This window comes from Virgisporangium ochraceum, assembly GCF_016863655.1.
Lineage (GTDB): Bacteria > Actinomycetota > Actinomycetes > Mycobacteriales > Micromonosporaceae > Virgisporangium > Virgisporangium ochraceum.
In genome coordinates this window covers 210,289-224,497 of sequence record NZ_BOPH01000022.1, presented here as the reverse complement: position 1 = coordinate 224,497, position 14,209 = coordinate 210,289, and the positions used below count along the sequence as shown (strand labels likewise).

General features: G+C 73.2%; 14 protein-coding genes and 1 pseudogene. 6 read left to right on the top strand and 9 right to left on the bottom strand.

What is annotated here, in order from left to right:
• Positions 1–37: 37 nt before the first annotated feature.
• Together Voc01_RS10075 and Voc01_RS10070 are read left to right on the top strand one after the other, a co-directional pair.
• Entirely contained in the window at positions 38–1,441 is a 1,404-nt protein-coding gene (locus tag Voc01_RS10075) for an aminotransferase-like domain-containing protein (protein ID WP_239160083.1), read from the top strand.
• Between the two features lie 77 nt (positions 1,442–1,518).
• Entirely contained in the window at positions 1,519–2,019 is a 501-nt protein-coding gene (locus Voc01_RS10070) for a pyridoxamine 5'-phosphate oxidase family protein (protein ID WP_203927043.1), read from the top strand.
• A gap of 1 nt (position 2,020) precedes the next feature.
• Here Voc01_RS10070 and Voc01_RS52970 read toward each other — a convergent pair whose 3' ends face one another.
• From Voc01_RS52970 to Voc01_RS54030, 4 genes and pseudogenes are all read right to left on the bottom strand, one after another.
• Complete coding sequence (locus tag Voc01_RS52970) at positions 2,021–3,292, bottom strand: hypothetical protein (RefSeq protein WP_239160082.1); 1,272 nt, start codon at positions 3,290–3,292, stop codon at positions 2,021–2,023.
• A gap of 26 nt (positions 3,293–3,318) precedes the next feature.
• The gene (locus Voc01_RS10060; protein ID WP_203927042.1) at positions 3,319–3,612 is read right to left on the bottom strand and encodes a hypothetical protein; all 294 of its coding nucleotides are present in this window, start codon (positions 3,610–3,612) and stop codon (positions 3,319–3,321) included.
• Positions 3,613–3,626: 14 nt separating this feature from the next.
• On the bottom strand, positions 3,627–4,301 hold the full coding sequence (locus tag Voc01_RS54035; protein ID WP_275423704.1) for a glycoside hydrolase family 127 protein: 675 nt from the start codon (positions 4,299–4,301) through the stop codon (positions 3,627–3,629).
• Positions 4,302–4,422: 121 nt separating this feature from the next.
• Positions 4,423–5,046: pseudogene (locus Voc01_RS54030) on the bottom strand (beta-L-arabinofuranosidase domain-containing protein); the annotation flags it as partial.
• 462 nt (positions 5,047–5,508) lie between these two features.
• On the opposite strand from Voc01_RS54030, the gene Voc01_RS10050 reads away from it, so the two are divergent.
• Positions 5,509–6,531, top strand: coding sequence for a LacI family DNA-binding transcriptional regulator (locus Voc01_RS10050; protein ID WP_203927041.1), 1,023 nt, complete (start codon positions 5,509–5,511; stop codon positions 6,529–6,531).
• Between the two features lie 43 nt (positions 6,532–6,574).
• Here Voc01_RS10050 and Voc01_RS10045 read toward each other — a convergent pair whose 3' ends face one another.
• Positions 6,575–7,381, bottom strand: a complete 807-nt coding sequence (locus Voc01_RS10045; RefSeq protein WP_203927040.1) for an LLM class flavin-dependent oxidoreductase — start codon at positions 7,379–7,381, stop codon at positions 6,575–6,577.
• Positions 7,378–8,208, bottom strand: coding sequence for an alpha/beta fold hydrolase (locus tag Voc01_RS10040; RefSeq protein ID WP_203927039.1), 831 nt, complete (start codon positions 8,206–8,208; stop codon positions 7,378–7,380). The genes Voc01_RS10045 and Voc01_RS10040 overlap by 4 nt, the downstream gene beginning before the upstream one ends.
• Before the next feature lie 84 nt (positions 8,209–8,292).
• Between Voc01_RS10040 and Voc01_RS10035 the strand changes: the two genes are divergently transcribed.
• A complete protein-coding gene (locus Voc01_RS10035; RefSeq protein ID WP_203927038.1) occupies positions 8,293–9,177 on the top strand; it encodes a LysR family transcriptional regulator in 885 nt (294 codons plus the stop codon).
• Here Voc01_RS10035 and Voc01_RS10030 read toward each other — a convergent pair whose 3' ends face one another.
• Both Voc01_RS10030 and Voc01_RS10025 read right to left on the bottom strand, forming a co-directional pair.
• Positions 9,178–9,540, bottom strand: a complete 363-nt coding sequence (locus tag Voc01_RS10030; protein WP_203927037.1) for a nuclear transport factor 2 family protein — start codon at positions 9,538–9,540, stop codon at positions 9,178–9,180. It abuts the gene before it with no gap.
• Positions 9,541–9,576: 36 nt separating this feature from the next.
• Positions 9,577–10,476 carry an EamA family transporter gene (locus Voc01_RS10025; protein WP_203927036.1) on the bottom strand — a complete coding sequence of 300 codons (900 nt, stop codon included), beginning with the start codon at positions 10,474–10,476 and terminating at the stop codon, positions 9,577–9,579.
• A gap of 69 nt (positions 10,477–10,545) precedes the next feature.
• Between Voc01_RS10025 and Voc01_RS10020 the strand changes: the two genes are divergently transcribed.
• Positions 10,546–11,427: a LysR family transcriptional regulator gene (locus Voc01_RS10020; RefSeq protein WP_203927035.1), complete on the top strand. Its 882-nt coding sequence runs from the start codon at positions 10,546–10,548 to the stop codon at positions 11,425–11,427.
• Positions 11,428–11,469: 42 nt separating this feature from the next.
• Positions 11,470–12,054, top strand: a complete 585-nt coding sequence (locus tag Voc01_RS10015; RefSeq protein WP_203927034.1) for a PadR family transcriptional regulator — start codon at positions 11,470–11,472, stop codon at positions 12,052–12,054.
• Here Voc01_RS10015 and Voc01_RS10010 read toward each other — a convergent pair.
• Positions 12,051–14,201, bottom strand: a complete 2,151-nt coding sequence (locus tag Voc01_RS10010; RefSeq protein WP_203927033.1) for an MMPL family transporter — start codon at positions 14,199–14,201, stop codon at positions 12,051–12,053. The genes Voc01_RS10015 and Voc01_RS10010 overlap by 4 nt on opposite strands.
• Between the last annotated feature and the right edge of the window lie 8 nt (positions 14,202–14,209).

Genomic DNA, 14,209 nt, shown 5'->3' with positions numbered 1-14,209 from the left:
ATGGGGGTTTATTGGTTTGCCAATGGATCCAATTCGAATGGACCGTCTGCTGGCGCTCACCGGTCGCTGGTCGGCCGGCCGCGGCCCGCTGTACCTGCTGCTCGCGGCCCGGCTCCGGCAGCTGATCGAGGCCGGCGAGCTGCCGCACGGCTGCCTGCTGCCACCCGACCGGCGGCTCGCGGCGGCGCTCGCCGTCGGTCGGAGCACGGTGGTCGCGGCGTACGAGGTCCTGCGGCAGGAGGGCCGTCTGGAGCGCGTCCAGGGCAGCGGGACCCGCGTGCGCGCGGAACCGGTCGCGGCAACCTCCGACGCGGGACGCAACCCGCTGTTCGCGCACCTGCTCGACCACCCCGACGACGGGGTGCTGCACCTCACCTGCGCGGCCCCCGACGACCTGCCGCCGGCGTTCGTCGCCGCGCACACGAGGGCCCTGACCGAGCTGTCCGGTGGCCTGGGCATCCACCCCGCCGGCGTGCCCTCGCTGCGCGCGGCGCTCGCCGACCGGTACACCGCCCGCGGCGTTCCCACCACCCCCGACCAGATCCTCGTGACCACCGGCGCCCAGCAGGCGCTCGCGTTGCTGACCCGGCTGCTCGTGGCGCCCGGCGACACCGTGGTCACCGAGACCCCGACGTACCCCGGCGCGATCGAGCTGTTCCGCGACGCCGGCGCGGTGCTGCGCACGGTCCCCGTCACCGGCGACGCCCTCGACGTCGACGCGTTCGTCGCGGCGCTGCGCCGGTACCGGCCGGCCCTCGCGTACCTCACGCCGAGCTTCCACAACCCGACCGGCGCGCTGCTTCCGGGTCTCGCGCGGCAGCGGCTGGCCCGCGTCGCCGCCGATCTGCGGGTGCCGCTGGTCGACGACGAGGTGCTCGTCGACCTCGGCTTCGACGAGCGGCCGGTGCCGGTCGCCGCGCACGCGCCCGACGTGCTGACCGTCGGGTCGCTGAGCAAGCTGGTCTGGGGCGGCCTGCGGGTCGGCTGGGTCCGCGCCGGCGCCGGGACCGTCGGCACATTGGCCCGGCTGCGGGCCATGACCGACCTCGGCGGCAACACGTTGTCGCAACTGGCCGCCGCCCACCTGGTCGCCGACCTCGACGCGCTGCGGCTGCACCGGGTGCGGCTGCTGCGCGAGCGGCACGACCACCTGGTCGCCGCGCTGCGCACGCACCTGCCCGACTGGCGCTTCGCGCCGGCGCTCGGTGGACAGACCCTGTGGGTGGAACTGCCCGGCACCGACGCCTCCGTCTACGCGCAGGCCGCGCTGCGGCTCGGCGTGGCGGTGCTACCCGGTTCGGCGTTCGACCCGGCCGGCGGCGGACGCTCGCATCTGCGCATGCCGTTCGTCGCCGATCCGGCGACACTCACGGAGATGGTGACGCGCCTGGCGGCCGCGTGGGAGCCGTCCCGCGCCGTCGCGGCCGCCGCTGTCGTATGACCTGGATGACGGAGTGACAGGCTGTCGCGGCGCACTGTCGGTGCGTTAAGGTTGCGGCTCCAACGAGGGGAGCTTCGATGGTCGACGCACGGGCGCTGCTGCTGGGCGAGGTACGGGCCGGCAAGGCACTGCAACTGGCCACGCTCGGTCCCGACGGCGCACCCGTGGTGTGCAACCTCTGGTTCGCATCGAGCTTCGAGCCCGACCGGCTCTTCTTCATCTCGCGGCCGTCGCGGGCGCACTGTGAGAACCTGCGTCGGGACCCGCGGGTCGCCGGTGCCGTGCTCGCGATCCAGCTCGACGACCCGGGAAGCACGGCCGCCCGCGGCGTGCAGTTCACCGGGAACGCGGCCGAGCTTCCCACGACGGGCATCGACGAGCAGATCGGCGTCTACGCGGGTCGCTGGCCGGCGACGGCGAACGCGATCGATCCCGGGCGCATGGAGCGCGGCGAGACGCACCACCGCGTCTACCAGATCGACGTCACCGACTGGGTCCTCTACGACGAGGCGAACTTCGGCAAGGACCCCCGGCAGTCCGTTCCCGTGTACGGAAACGGCGCCGGGGGCCCGTTCTGAGCTACCTGCCGTAGCGGCTCTTCAGGTGCCGCCACCAGTCGCGGAACATCCACGTGTCGAACTCGGTGATCTGCGACGCGCTGCCCGCCTTCATGAGGAAGCACTGGCCCGTCGGGGTCCAGTCGTAGAAGTCGTCGAGCCCGAACGTGTGCCCCACCTCGTGCAGGAAGATGTGCATGTTCGACGCGTTGACGTTGGTCACGAAGTACTCGCCGCCCACGCGCTGGCCCCAGTCACCGCCGGCACCGCCACCGAAGCCGGACGTCAGCCACAACGACATGTCGTAGTGGCGTGACGGCCCACCCGGACAGTTGGGGTACTGGCCGTTCTGGTTGAAGAAGCGGCCGCAGGGCTCCGCGCACTGCGGCGCGTTCTCCCGGATGTTGTTCACGTAGATGTCGACCGAGTTGTCCGTCCATTGGAGAGTGTTGCGGTCGCGGACGGCCCAGCCGACGATGGTGACGGGAACCTCGGTGTACGGCCAGTTGTCGTGGCCGACCATCACATCCATCCACTTCTTGAACTGGCGCTTGAGCGCCGCGTGGACGGCGTCGCGTTGGGCGGCGCTCACCGGCGCGCTAGAGTCCCAGCGCACGCAGTAGTTGATGTAGCCGCCGTTGGCGAACACCTGGTCCCAGCCGTAGTTGCGGAACCCGTACAGGTTGCCGTTGTTGTAGGTCTGCTCCTGGTGGCTCCAGACCTCGTTCAGCGGCTGCACCAGGTTCGCCGGCGGGTTCCAGGCGCCGGGGTTACCCGGGTTGCCGGGGTCGGTGCCGATCGCCGACGAGTACGAGCGCAGCTCGAGCAGGCCCACCGAGGCTGCACCTGGGGTAGAACCGCTCTGCATCACCATGCGCAGCCGCGTCGTGCTCACCTGGGTGAAGTTCACCGCGTTGTACCGGTTGACGGCCGTCGGGAAGCCGGTGGCACCGGCCACGTCGGCGTACGCCGACCCGGTCCAGTACTGCAGCCGCCACGACGCCGGCAGCCGCACGCCGCCGTTGTCGTCGAAGAAGTACACGTCGGCCGAGCGCAGGGTCTGCGCCGACGGCCAGGTGAGGAGCACCCACTGCTCGCCGGTGTTGGGCAAGGTGCCCCAGCGCCGGTTGACGGTGTCGTTCGACATGCCCGGGTCGATGCCGTCGTTGACGGCGGCGACCGCCTCCCAGGGGGAGGTGTAGGAGGCCGTCGCGGTGGCGGACCGCGACAGGTTGTCGCTCTGGCCGGGTGCCGCCCGTGCGGCGTTCGCCGGCAGGAGGGTGACCACCGGCACGCCGAACACGAGAACGAGTGGCCCGATCAGGGCTTCATGAACAGGCCGCGACCGCGGGTCATGAGCCACGTTCCGGCGGGGTCGTTGCCGGGACGCGCGAGCAGCCGGTCCATCCAGTAGTCGGTGCCACCGCTCTCCGCGTCGAAGATGGCCTGCATCGTGTTGCCGGTGACCGACGTGACGGGCGGCGCCGGCACGGCCGGGCCGGTGAACGACGGGTACCCGATGGTCTGTGCGGCCCGGGCGGGGAGGGCGGGCACGGTGGACAGTGCGGCGACGAGGACGGTTGTCAACGCGAATGCCAGGTGGCGTCGTGGCATCGCGTCACCTCCATTCAGAGGGGCGGGGTGGTGGGAAGCCAGACCCGCATGGTGGTCGGGCCGCGGCGGGCCCAGCGGTGGTAGGGGATGAGGGGGACCACGCGTGGCGACCGCGGTCCGTCGACGGTGACCTGCTCGCCGTACGGCCAGGGGCGGTCGTCCGGCGGGACGAGCCAGCCCTTCACCGCGCCGTCCTCGGGGGCGACCGAGGTGTCGACGGCGAGCGCGTCGAGGTCGGTGGAGGCCGGGTCGGGACCGGTCTCCAGGTCGATCGACTCCGCGCACATGACGAGCGGACCGGCTTCCACGGCGACGCAGCCGCGCACCGCGTCGATGCGCGGGTCCGGGACCGTCCACCGTGGACGGACCGGCAGGTCGAGGGTCAGGACCTCGCCGGGGGTGAACCGCCGGGCGACGCGCACCAGGCCGGGAGAGACGGGCCGGGTGGCGCCGTTCTCGGTGAGCGTCGCGCCGGCGGCCCGGGCCGGCACGCGCAGCGACAGCTCGCGTTCGGCCGGGACGGTGTCGGTCACCGTGACGGCCACGGCGCCGTCGTCGGGGTAGTAGGTGCGCACCCGCAGCCCGAGACCGCCGGCGGTGACGTCGAGGTCGGCGTACTGGTGCAGCTGCGTCCTCGCGGCAGTCTCGGTGACGAGGTACGTCTCCAGCGCCGCCAGCAGCCGGCCCACGTTGGGCAGTGCCGAACCTCAACTGTGGACGGTCGGGCGGCACGACCGCCGTCGGCGTGCGCTGGTGCAGCGTGTTGGCGTAGAAGAAGCTGCGGCCGTCGTCAGCGACCGCGGTGGCGATCACGTTGTACAGCACGCGTTCCACGATGTCGCCGTAGCGCGTCTCGCCGGTGGCGAGCAGCAGCCGGTGCGCGAGCATCACGGTGGCGACGCCCGCGCAGGTCTTCACATAGGACCGGTCGGCCGGCAGCACGAAGTCGTCGCCGAAGGACTCGTCGAGGTGCCGCGACCCCATGCCGCCGGTCAGGTAGGTGCGGCGCGCGATGGTTCTGTCGAACTGGTCGCGGACGGCGTTGAGCAGATCGCGGTCGCCACTCTCGACCGCGACGTCGACCGCGCCCGCCGCCAGGTACAGCGCGCGCACGGCGTGACCGCGGAACACCTCGGCCCCGCGCACGGGCGCGTCGTCCTGGAAGTAGGCCCAGCCGAACTCGTGCTCGGGCAGGCTGCGGTACCCGCGCCGCCCGACGAAGCGGCGGGCCTGGTCGAGGTAGCGCTCCTCGCCGGTGGCCCGGTACAGCTCAACGAGCCCGGTCTCGATCTCCGGATGGCCGCAGATGCCGGGGTTGGCGCCCTCGGCGAACTCCGCGCAGACCTGGTCGGCGGCGCGCCGGCCGACCTCCACCAGCCCGGTCAGGTAGGCGAGCCGCTCGCCGTGGTCGTTGCGGACGGAGTCCCAGCACATCGCCTCGGCGAGCTTGTAGATCTCGGAGTCGGCGAACTCCCGGCCGCGGCGTCCGGCCGGCGCGGCGGTGAAGTTGCCGGTCCAGCCCTCCTTCTCCTGCCAGGCGAGGCAGTGGGCGAGGGTCTCGGTGCTGTTGACGGACTGCCGCCGTCCCCAGAACCCACCGGTCAGGCGGGCACCGGTCAGGGTGACGGGTCGGAGGGTGCCACTGCTCGGGACCACGGGCCCGACGGAATCGGTCATACGGTGCCTCCGGCGTGCGGTCGGCTCCGGGTCTCCGAAAGGCTCCGAAAACCTTTTCGGAATGCTTGCATCGATGGGCTTCAGTGTCAGCGGCTGCCCGGCGGAGACGGCCGCCGGAATTGTTTGATCGGAAGCCGTGCATGCGCCGCTATGCTGGCAGCCGCTGGTTTGTCGCCCGGAGGGCGACGGGCCGAAACGTTTTCGGGCCGGGGAGCGTGGATGGGTCGGCAGTGGTCCGGGGTGACGTTGTCCGACGTCGCCAAGCGCGCGGGCGTGTCGGTGGCGACGGCGTCCAAGGCGCTCAACGCGCGTGACGAGGTGGCGCCGGCCACGCGGCAGCGGGTGCTGCAGGCCGCCGACGAGCTGTCGTTCCAGCCCAACGTCCTGGCCCGGGGGCTGATCTCCGGCAACACCCGCACGATCGGCCTGCTCACCGACGAGCTGTCGGCGGCCCGGTTCACCATCCCGGTGCTGCTCGGCGCGGAGAACGCGCTGGGCAACGAGCAGATGAGCGTGCTGCTGTGCGACGCCCGCGGCGACGCGATCCGCCGCCGCCACTACATCCGGACCCTGCTGGCCCGGCAGGTCGACGGGTTCATCGTGGTCGGCGACCGCAACGACGTGCGGCCGTCGCTGACCCGCGACATCCCGGTTCCGGTGGTCTACGTCTACTGCGAGTCCGACGACCCCGACGACCTGTCGATCGTCGCCGACGACCTGGGTGGGGCGCGGCTGGCGGCCGAGCACCTGGTGTCACTGGGCCGGCGCCGGATCGCCCACATCACGGGCGACCCGGCCTACCGGGCCGCCCGCGACCGGGCGTCGGCGCTGCGTGACGTGCTCGACGCCGCCGGGCTCGAGCCGGCCGGCGAGCCGCTGTACGGCCAGTGGTCGCAGCGCTGGGGCCGGCACGCGCTCGGCGCCCTGCTCACGGCGCAGCCCGACGTCGACGCGATCTTCTGCGGCAGCGACCAGGTCGCCTACGGCGTGCTCGAAGGGCTGCGCGACTTCGGCCGGGCGGTGCCCGACGACGTGGCCGTGGTCGGCTACGACAACTGGGAGCTGCTGGCCACCGAGTCCCGCCCGCCGCTCACCACGGTCGACGTGAACCTGGAGCAGCTGGGCGCCGCCGCCGTGCGTCACCTCTTCGCCGCCCTCGACGGCCAGGCCGCCACCGGTGTGGTCCGCCACCCCGGCCGGCTGATCGTCCGCGAGTCGACGGGGGTCGCGCGCCGCCGGTAGGCATCGTCGAATCGCATCGAAAAGCATTTCGACGGGACGGGCGTCAGCGCGCCGGGCCGTCCTCGAGCACCCCGACGACCCGGTCGAGCGTGAGCTCGGCGGGGTCGACGTCGGTGAGCCACCAGGTGGCGCCGGCCTCCGCGTACGGCGCCGGATCGGTGCCCGGCGCGATCGCCACGACGAGGTCGAACGGGCGGGTGTCGCCGCCGCGGAGGCCGGCGACGGTGGCCGCGATCTCCGCGACCCGGCCCGGGCTCCCGAGGTTGACCGGGAAGAACCCGTCGTACCGGACGGCCCGCCGGATCGGCCGGGGGTTACCGGGGAAGCCGGCGACCCACACCGGTACGCCGGGCTCCTGCGCCGGCCGGGGCAGGAACCGGACGCCGTCGACCGTGTAGTGGTCGCCGTGGTGGTGCACCGGTTCGCCGGACCACGCGGCGGTCAGGATGCCCAGCGCCTCGTCGAGCATCCGGGCCCGCCGCCGGTCGTCGACCTCCTCGCCGGTCGCGGACAGCTCGGCGCCGAAGCGGTCGCTGCCGAGGCCGGCGCCGAGCACGAGGCGGCCGCCGCTGAGCCGGTCGAGCGTGGCGGTCTCGCGGGCGAGCTTCGCCGGCCGGCGTCGCGCCAGCGGGGTGACCATCGGACCCAGCCGCAGCCGCTCGGTGGCGGTGGCCATCGCGGTCAGCGTGATCCACGGGTCGGCGACCTGCCGCACCGGCGCCCGCCAACGCAGGTGGTCCCAGACGAAGAACCCGTTCCAGCCGGCCTCCTCGGCCCGCGCGGCGAGCCGCGCCAGCAGCGCCGGGTCGGCGAGCTCGTCGAACAGCGGCAGCCACATCGCCGCCTTCACCGGTCGCCACCCGCGGTGTGCCGGACGAGCTCGGGCACGAACACGTCCCACGTCGGTGCCGGGAGGTCGTGTCCGGTGTCCTTCAGGGTCAGCAGCCGGGCGCCCGGGATGGCGTCGCGCAGCGCGATTCCGTGCTCGACCGGGTAGATGGGGTCGAGCTCGCCGTGGACCACCAGCGTCGGCGCCTGGATGTCGCCGAAGCCGCCGTTCACCGGACCGTCGAAGTCCATCGCGAAGTGGTTGGTCAGCGCCGAGGCGAGGTTGGCGGTCCGGGCGACGTCGCGCTCGGCGCGGGCCCGCGTGGCGGCCTCGTCGAAGTGCGGCGAGTCGCCCGCGTACGCCTTCAGCACCGCGACGATGTTCCCGACCACCGCGCGGTCGTCGGTGGGGTCGGGGTCCGCCGGCATCTGCGCGTCACCGAACGGGAGGTCGCCGGTGGTCGCGGCGACGAACGTCAGCGAGGCGACCCGGTCGGGATGGTCGACGCCCGCGATCAGCCCGACCGCGCCGGACATCGACCGGCACACCAGGTGCGCCCTCGCGATCCCGTGGGCGTCGAGGATCCCGACCGCGTCGGCGGCGAAGTCGCCGATCGAGTAGCCGGGCCGGCCGGGCGGGTACCAGGTCGAGCGGCCGGTGTCGCGGTTGTCGTACCGGATCACGAAGCGACCCGCCGCCGCGATCCGCTCGCAGAGCTCCTCCTCCCACCACAGCATCGAGGCGCACGCGCCGTGGACCAGGAGCACCGCCGGATCGTCGGGGGAGCCGAACGTCTGCGTGCAGAGGCGGACGCCGTCGATGTCGAGAACCTGCTCGTCGGAAGCCATGGAACAGACGCTAGATCGCGAACAGCATCACGAAAAGCGATTCTCTGTGCTTGTGTTGATCGTATCTGCCGATAGACTCCGGCCATGACCGACATCGAGCTGCGCCACCTCGCCGCGTTCGCCGCGGTCGCCGACGAGGGCTCGTTCGGACGGGCCGCGCTCCGCCTCGGCTACACCCAGTCGACGATCAGCCAGCAGGTCGCCGCGCTGGAGAAGGCCGTCGGCGGCGCCGTCTTCGACCGGCCCGGTGGGCCGAAACGGGTGCGCATCACGCCCCTCGGCGCGGTGGTGCTCGCGCACGGGCGCGACCTGCTGGCGAAGGCGGCCGGCCTGGCCACCGCCGTCGACCGGTTCCGGGCCGGCGACGGGCGCATCGACCTCGGCACGTTCCAGAGCGTGTCGAACGTGCTCCTCCCGCAGGTCGTGCAGCGGCTGCGCGAGGGCAACCCCGGGTGCGAGATCCGGCTGTTCGAGGAGGAGACCGACCCGCCCCGCCTCGACGACCTCGACCTTGTCTTCTTCGACGGGCGCGTCGACGGCGACGTCACCCACCACAAGCTCCTCGACGACCCGTACCGGCTGGTCGCCCGGCCGGGCACGTTCCCGCCCGGTCCCGTACGCCTGGCCGACCTCGACGGCGCCCCGCTGGTCACCTACCCGCCGCTGTGCGACCAGGCCCGGGTCGAGCGGGAGCTCGCCCGGGCCGGCGTGCGGCCGCGCGTGGTGTTCCGCACCGTCGGCAACGAGGCCATCATGTCGATGGTGCGGGCCGGGATCGGCTGGGCCCTGCTGCCGCGGCTCGCGGTCCACCACGAGACCACGCTGAGCGTGCACCCGCTGGAGCCGGCGCTGGCGCCCCGCGAGATCTTCCTGCTGTGGCAGGCGGGGCGCACCCACTCGCCGCTGGCGGCGCGGGCGATCGACATCGCCGTCGAGGTCGCGCGGGAGCTGGAGGACGCCGCGCGCTGATCAGCCCGGCACCTTGTCGAGGAAGCCGAGCACGGTGGCGATCCGCCCGTCCGGGGCGAACTCCACGACGTCGAACCCGATCGCCAGCGGCTCCCCGCCGGGCTGGCCCAGGTGCCAGGTGAAGCGGGCCTGCTGGTGGTGGGCGTCGGCCGCGCCGCCCGGGGTGAACGTCAGCCCCGGGAACTGCTGCTGAGCCGCGCCGATCAGGCCGTTCAGCCCGTCGTGGCCGGTGACCGCGGCCAGCGGGTCCACGTAGCGCACGTCGGGCGTGCACACCTCCTCGACCACGGCCCGCCTCTTGGCCGCGTCGGTCTCGTTCCACATGTCCAGGTACCGCGTCACGGCGGTCTGTGCGTCAGTCATGCCGGTAACCCTCGCGTCCACCGTGGACGGTGTCGATTACGTGGCGGGTAAAGAGGACCGGTGATGGTGGACGACCACCGCGACCGCGTTGACGGTGACCACCATCGCGATGCCGAGCCACTCGTGGAGCCCGAGCACCTGGCCGAGCAGCACCAGCCCGGCGAGCGCCGCCATCACCGGGTGGACGCTCATCACCACCCCGAACACGTGGGTCGGCACGCGCCGCAGCGCGACGAGGTCGGCGGCGTACGGCACCACCGACGCCAGCACGCCGGCGGCCGCCCCGTACAGCAGCGCGGTTCCGGTGAACCGGCCCTGCGCGACGAGCAGCACCACGACCGGCACCGACAGCAGCGCCGCCACCGTGGTGGCGGCCGCGGTCGCCTGCAGGCCGGGCAGCCGGGCGCCGAGCAGGCGGTTGAGCAGGATGTACGAGGCCCAGCAGCCGGCCGCGAGCAGCGCGCAGCCGATCCCGACGAAGTCGCTGCTCGGGTCCGGCAGCACCAGCACGTACACGCCGAGGCCGGCGCCGGCCGCGCAGGCGAGGTCGACGCGGGTGCGTGACCCGGCCAGGGCCACGGCGAGCGGCCCGAGGAACTCCAGCGTGACGGCGAGGCCGAGGCCGATGCGGTCGACGGCGGTGTAGAGGCTGAGGTTCATCGTCGCGAACACCGCGCCGAGGAGCAGCGTCGGCCACCACTGCGCCCACGTGAACCGGCGGAGGTCGGGACGCACCGCCGGCAGCAGCACCGCGGCCGCGACGAACTGGCGCACCGCCACGACGCCGGCCGGTCCGATGGTGGTGAACGCGTGCGCACCGACGGCGGCGCCGACCTGGTTGCTGGCCGCGCTCGCGGTCACCGTCGCGAGGCCGGCGAGCGACGCCGCGCGCCGGGTCCGCGCGGCGGGTACCGGTGGGGCCGCGGTGAGGGTCATGGTCCGAGTGTCGGCGCCGGTACGGCCGGACCGGAAATACGCGACGCGCAGGACTCATACGCTGGACGCATGGATCTGGAACTGCGCCACCTGCGTACGCTCGTCGCGGTCGTGGACGAGGGGACGTTCACCGACGCGGCCGACCGGCTGCGCGTGTCGCAGGCGACGGTGTCGCGGACCATCGCGACGCTGGAGGCGGCCCTCGGCGTCCGGCTGCTCCAGCGGACCACCCGGCACGTGAGCCTCACCGGCACGGGCGCGCAGGTGCTCGCCCACGCCCGGCGGGTGCTCGATGAGGTGGCGCTGCTGCGACGCATCGCCGACCGCGCCGAGTTGCGGGTCGGGTACGCGTGGGCGGCGCTCGGCCGGCACACCCGCCGGGTGCAGAAGCGGTGGGCCGCCGCGCATCCACGGACGCCGCTGGTGTTCGTCCAGTCGGGCACGCCGACCGCCGGCCTCGCGGAGGGGGCGGCGGACGTCGCCGTGGTACGCCGTCCCCTCGACGACGTCCGCTTCGACACCGCGCTGGTCGGCGCCGAGCGGCGCATGGCCGCGGTGGCGACCGACGGACCGCTCGGCCGACGCCGGACGCTGCGCCTGGCCGACCTGGCCCCGTACACGATCGCGATCGACGAGCGCACCGGAACGACCACGCTGGACCTGTGGCACCCGGGCCCGACGCCGACGACCGTGCGCACCACGCGGGGTGTCGACGAGTGGCTGACGCTGATCGCGGCGGGCCAGGCGGTGGGGGTCACCCCGGAAGCGACCGCCCACCAGAACCCGCGGCCCGGGGTGGCGTACCGCCCGTTACGCGGAGCACCGGCGGTCCCGGTGCGCCTCGCGTGGTGGCGCGACGACGTTCCCCACCACCTGGCCGACCTGCTGACGATGGCCGGCGAGGCCTACCGGTCCGCCAAGGGGGAAAACCGCGTCCTGGGAAGCCGGTAACCATGGTTGACGATGGCACAGTACCGATATATCGTTACTGCCATGAGAGATATCTTCATGGACGCGCATCTGCGCGAAGCGAGGGCGCGGTTCCCGCGCCGCCACCACCACGACGAGTTCCCCGAGCACCCCGGCCACCGGCTGCGGGAGGCCCGCCGGGAGTTGTTCCGCGGCCACCGCGGCCGGGGCCGGGTGCCCCGCGGCGACGTCCGCTCCGCCGTGCTGCTGCTGCTCAACGACGAGCCGATGCACGGGTACCAGCTCATGCAGGCGATCGCCGACCGTACCGGTGGGCGCTGGCAGCCCAGCCCGGGCGCGATCTACCCGACGATCAGCCAGCTCGAGGACGAGGGCCTGCTCACGCTCACCGCGAGCGCCGGGCGCAAGCTCGCGACGCTCACCGACGTCGGCCGCGAGCACGTCGCCGCCAACCCGGGCGACCCGTTCGGACCCTTCGAGGGCGAAGGAGCCGGGATCGACCTGCGCGACGCGCTCGAACAGGTACACGCCGCCGCGCGCCAGGTGGCCCGTACCGGCACGGCGGCCCAGGTCGAGGCCGCGGGCACGCTGCTGGCCGAGACCCGCCGCAAGCTGTACCTGCTCCTCGCCGACGCGGAAGAGAGCTAGACGAGATGCGCCTGCTTCTGGGGTACGACGGGGGACGGCCGCTCCAGGGCGGCCCCCTCCACGTCCAGGACGGGTAGCCACCGCAGCCACGACGGCAGCCACCATGCCGCGCCGCCGAGCAGGCTCAACGCCGCCGGCACCGCGATCATCCGGACCACGACGGCGTCGAACAGGATGCCGACGGCCAGCGCGAACGCGATCGGCTTGATCGTGTCGTTGCCCTCGGGCACGAAGCCCGCGAACACCGAGAACATGATCGTCGCCGCCGCGAGCACCACCGGTGCCGCCTGCTGGAAGCCGGTCACCACCGCCTGTTTCGGCGCGGCGCCGTGCGCGTGCGCCTCGTGCATCCGCGAGACCAGGAACACCTGGTAGTCCATCGCGAGCCCGAACAGGATGCCGATCACGATGATCGGCGCCAGGCTCAGCAGCGGCCCGGTCGTCTCGGCGTTGACCACCGCCTTCAGCCAGCCCCACTGGAACACCGCCGTGGTCGCTCCGAGCGCGGCGCCGATCGTGAGCAGGAAGCCGAGCACGCCCGTCACGGGCACGAGGATCGAGCGGAACACCAGCACCAGCAGGATCAGCGCCAGCCCGACCACCAGCACCAGGTAGCGGGGGAGGGCCCGGTCGAGCGTCTGCGCCACGTCGACGCTCACGGCCGTCTGCCCGGTGACGTAGACGCCGTCGGCCCCCTCGAACGCGTCCCGCAGGCGGTGCACGAGGTCGACGGTCGCCTCGCTGTCGGCGCCCGACGCCGGGATCACGGTCACCAGCGCCGCCGTGCCGTCGCCGTTCGGGCGGGGCTGGGCCACCACCGCGACGTCGTCGAGGTCACGGGCCCGCGCCGCGACGGTCGCGGCCCGTCCGGCCGCGTCGGTGCCGTCGACCAGGATCAACAGGGGACCGGAGAAGCCCGGCCCGAAGTTGTCCGAGATGATCCGCTCGGCCCTGGCCTGGGTGCTGTCCTCGGGGGTCGGCTGGATCAGCGAGGTGCGCATGTCGAGCACCGGGACCGCCACGACGGCCAGCGCCGCCACCGCGCCGAGCAGCGTCACCCAGCGCCAGCGGGTCACGAGGCCGGCCCAGCGGGAGTAGATCCCGCGCTGGGTGTCCTCCTCGGAGAACGCCGCCGGGTTCGCGCGCATGCGGCGCGGCAGTGCGCGGGTCCCGATGAACGCGAGCATCGCCGGCACCAGCGTGACCGCGACGAGCACCGCGACCACGATGGTGGCCGCCGCCGCCAGACCCATCTCGGCCAGGAACGGGATGCCCGCCACCGCGAGCCCGGCGAGCGCGATCACCACGGTGAGCCCGGCCGTGACCACGGCCGACCCCGCGGTGCCGACGGCCATCGCCGCGGCCTCCTCACCCGGCCGGCCGCGGAGCAGTTCGTGCCGGTACCGCGTGACGATGAACAACGCGTAGTCGATGCCGACCGCGAGGCCCAGCATGACCGCGAGGATCGGGGTGGTCGACTGCAGGTCGACGAACCCGGTGAGCGTGGTGATGCCGAGCGCGCCGATCGCGACCCCGGCGAGCGCGGTGAGCAGGTTCATGCCGGCGGCGACCAGGCTGCCGTAGGTGACGGCGAGCACGAGCAGCGCCACCACGACGCCGATGGCCTCGGCGGGACCGCCGATGTCGGCGCCGCTCTCCAGCGAGGCCTCGCCGGTGACCTCGGCACCCGCCTCCCGTACGGTCGCGAGCAGCGCGTCACGCTGCTCGGCCGTGATGTCCGGCGGCTGCACCGCGTAGGTCACCGTGCTGAATGCGGCCCGCTGGTCCCGCGACACCGTGGGCGCGGCCGGGTCGAGCGGGTTCGTCGCCTCCACGACCCCGGGCAGCGCCTTCAGCTTCTCCACCAGCGCCGTGACCCGAGCCGCCTCGTCGGTGATCGTGCGGCCCTCGGGCGCCAGCAGCACCACGCGGGCCGTGGCGCCGCTGCTGCCCGCCCCGAACCGCTCCTCGATCAGGTCCAGGGCCGTGGTCGACTCCTGGCCCGGGATGCTGAAGCTGTTGACGGTCTTACCGGCGAGCGCCACCGCACCGGTGCCGAGACCGACCAGCGCGAGCAGCCAGACCGCCAGCACGATCGCGCGGTGCCGGAACGCGACCCGGCCGAGGCGGTGGAGAACGGTAGCCACGAGCGTTT

Bases quoted from the DNA above. Each gene is read 5' to 3' on its own strand.
- Voc01_RS10040 (WP_203927039.1), bottom strand. From the start codon at position 8,208: ATGGCTTCCGACGAGCAGGTTCTCGACATCGACGGCGTCCGCCTCTGC.
- Voc01_RS10030 (WP_203927037.1), bottom strand. From the start codon at position 9,540: ATGACTGACGCACAGACCGCCGTGACGCGGTACCTGGACATGTGGAAC.
- Voc01_RS10035 (WP_203927038.1), top strand. From the start codon at position 8,293: ATGACCGACATCGAGCTGCGCCACCTCGCCGCGTTCGCCGCGGTCGCC.
- Voc01_RS10075 (WP_239160083.1), top strand. From the start codon at position 38: ATGGACCGTCTGCTGGCGCTCACCGGTCGCTGGTCGGCCGGCCGCGGC.
- Voc01_RS10015 (WP_203927034.1), top strand. From the start codon at position 11,470: ATGAGAGATATCTTCATGGACGCGCATCTGCGCGAAGCGAGGGCGCGG.
- Voc01_RS10050 (WP_203927041.1), top strand. From the start codon at position 5,509: ATGGGTCGGCAGTGGTCCGGGGTGACGTTGTCCGACGTCGCCAAGCGC.
- Voc01_RS10020 (WP_203927035.1), top strand. From the start codon at position 10,546: ATGGATCTGGAACTGCGCCACCTGCGTACGCTCGTCGCGGTCGTGGAC.
- Voc01_RS10025 (WP_203927036.1), bottom strand. From the start codon at position 10,476: ATGACCCTCACCGCGGCCCCACCGGTACCCGCCGCGCGGACCCGGCGC.
- Voc01_RS10060 (WP_203927042.1), bottom strand. From the start codon at position 3,612: ATGCCACGACGCCACCTGGCATTCGCGTTGACAACCGTCCTCGTCGCC.
- Voc01_RS10070 (WP_203927043.1), top strand. From the start codon at position 1,519: ATGGTCGACGCACGGGCGCTGCTGCTGGGCGAGGTACGGGCCGGCAAG.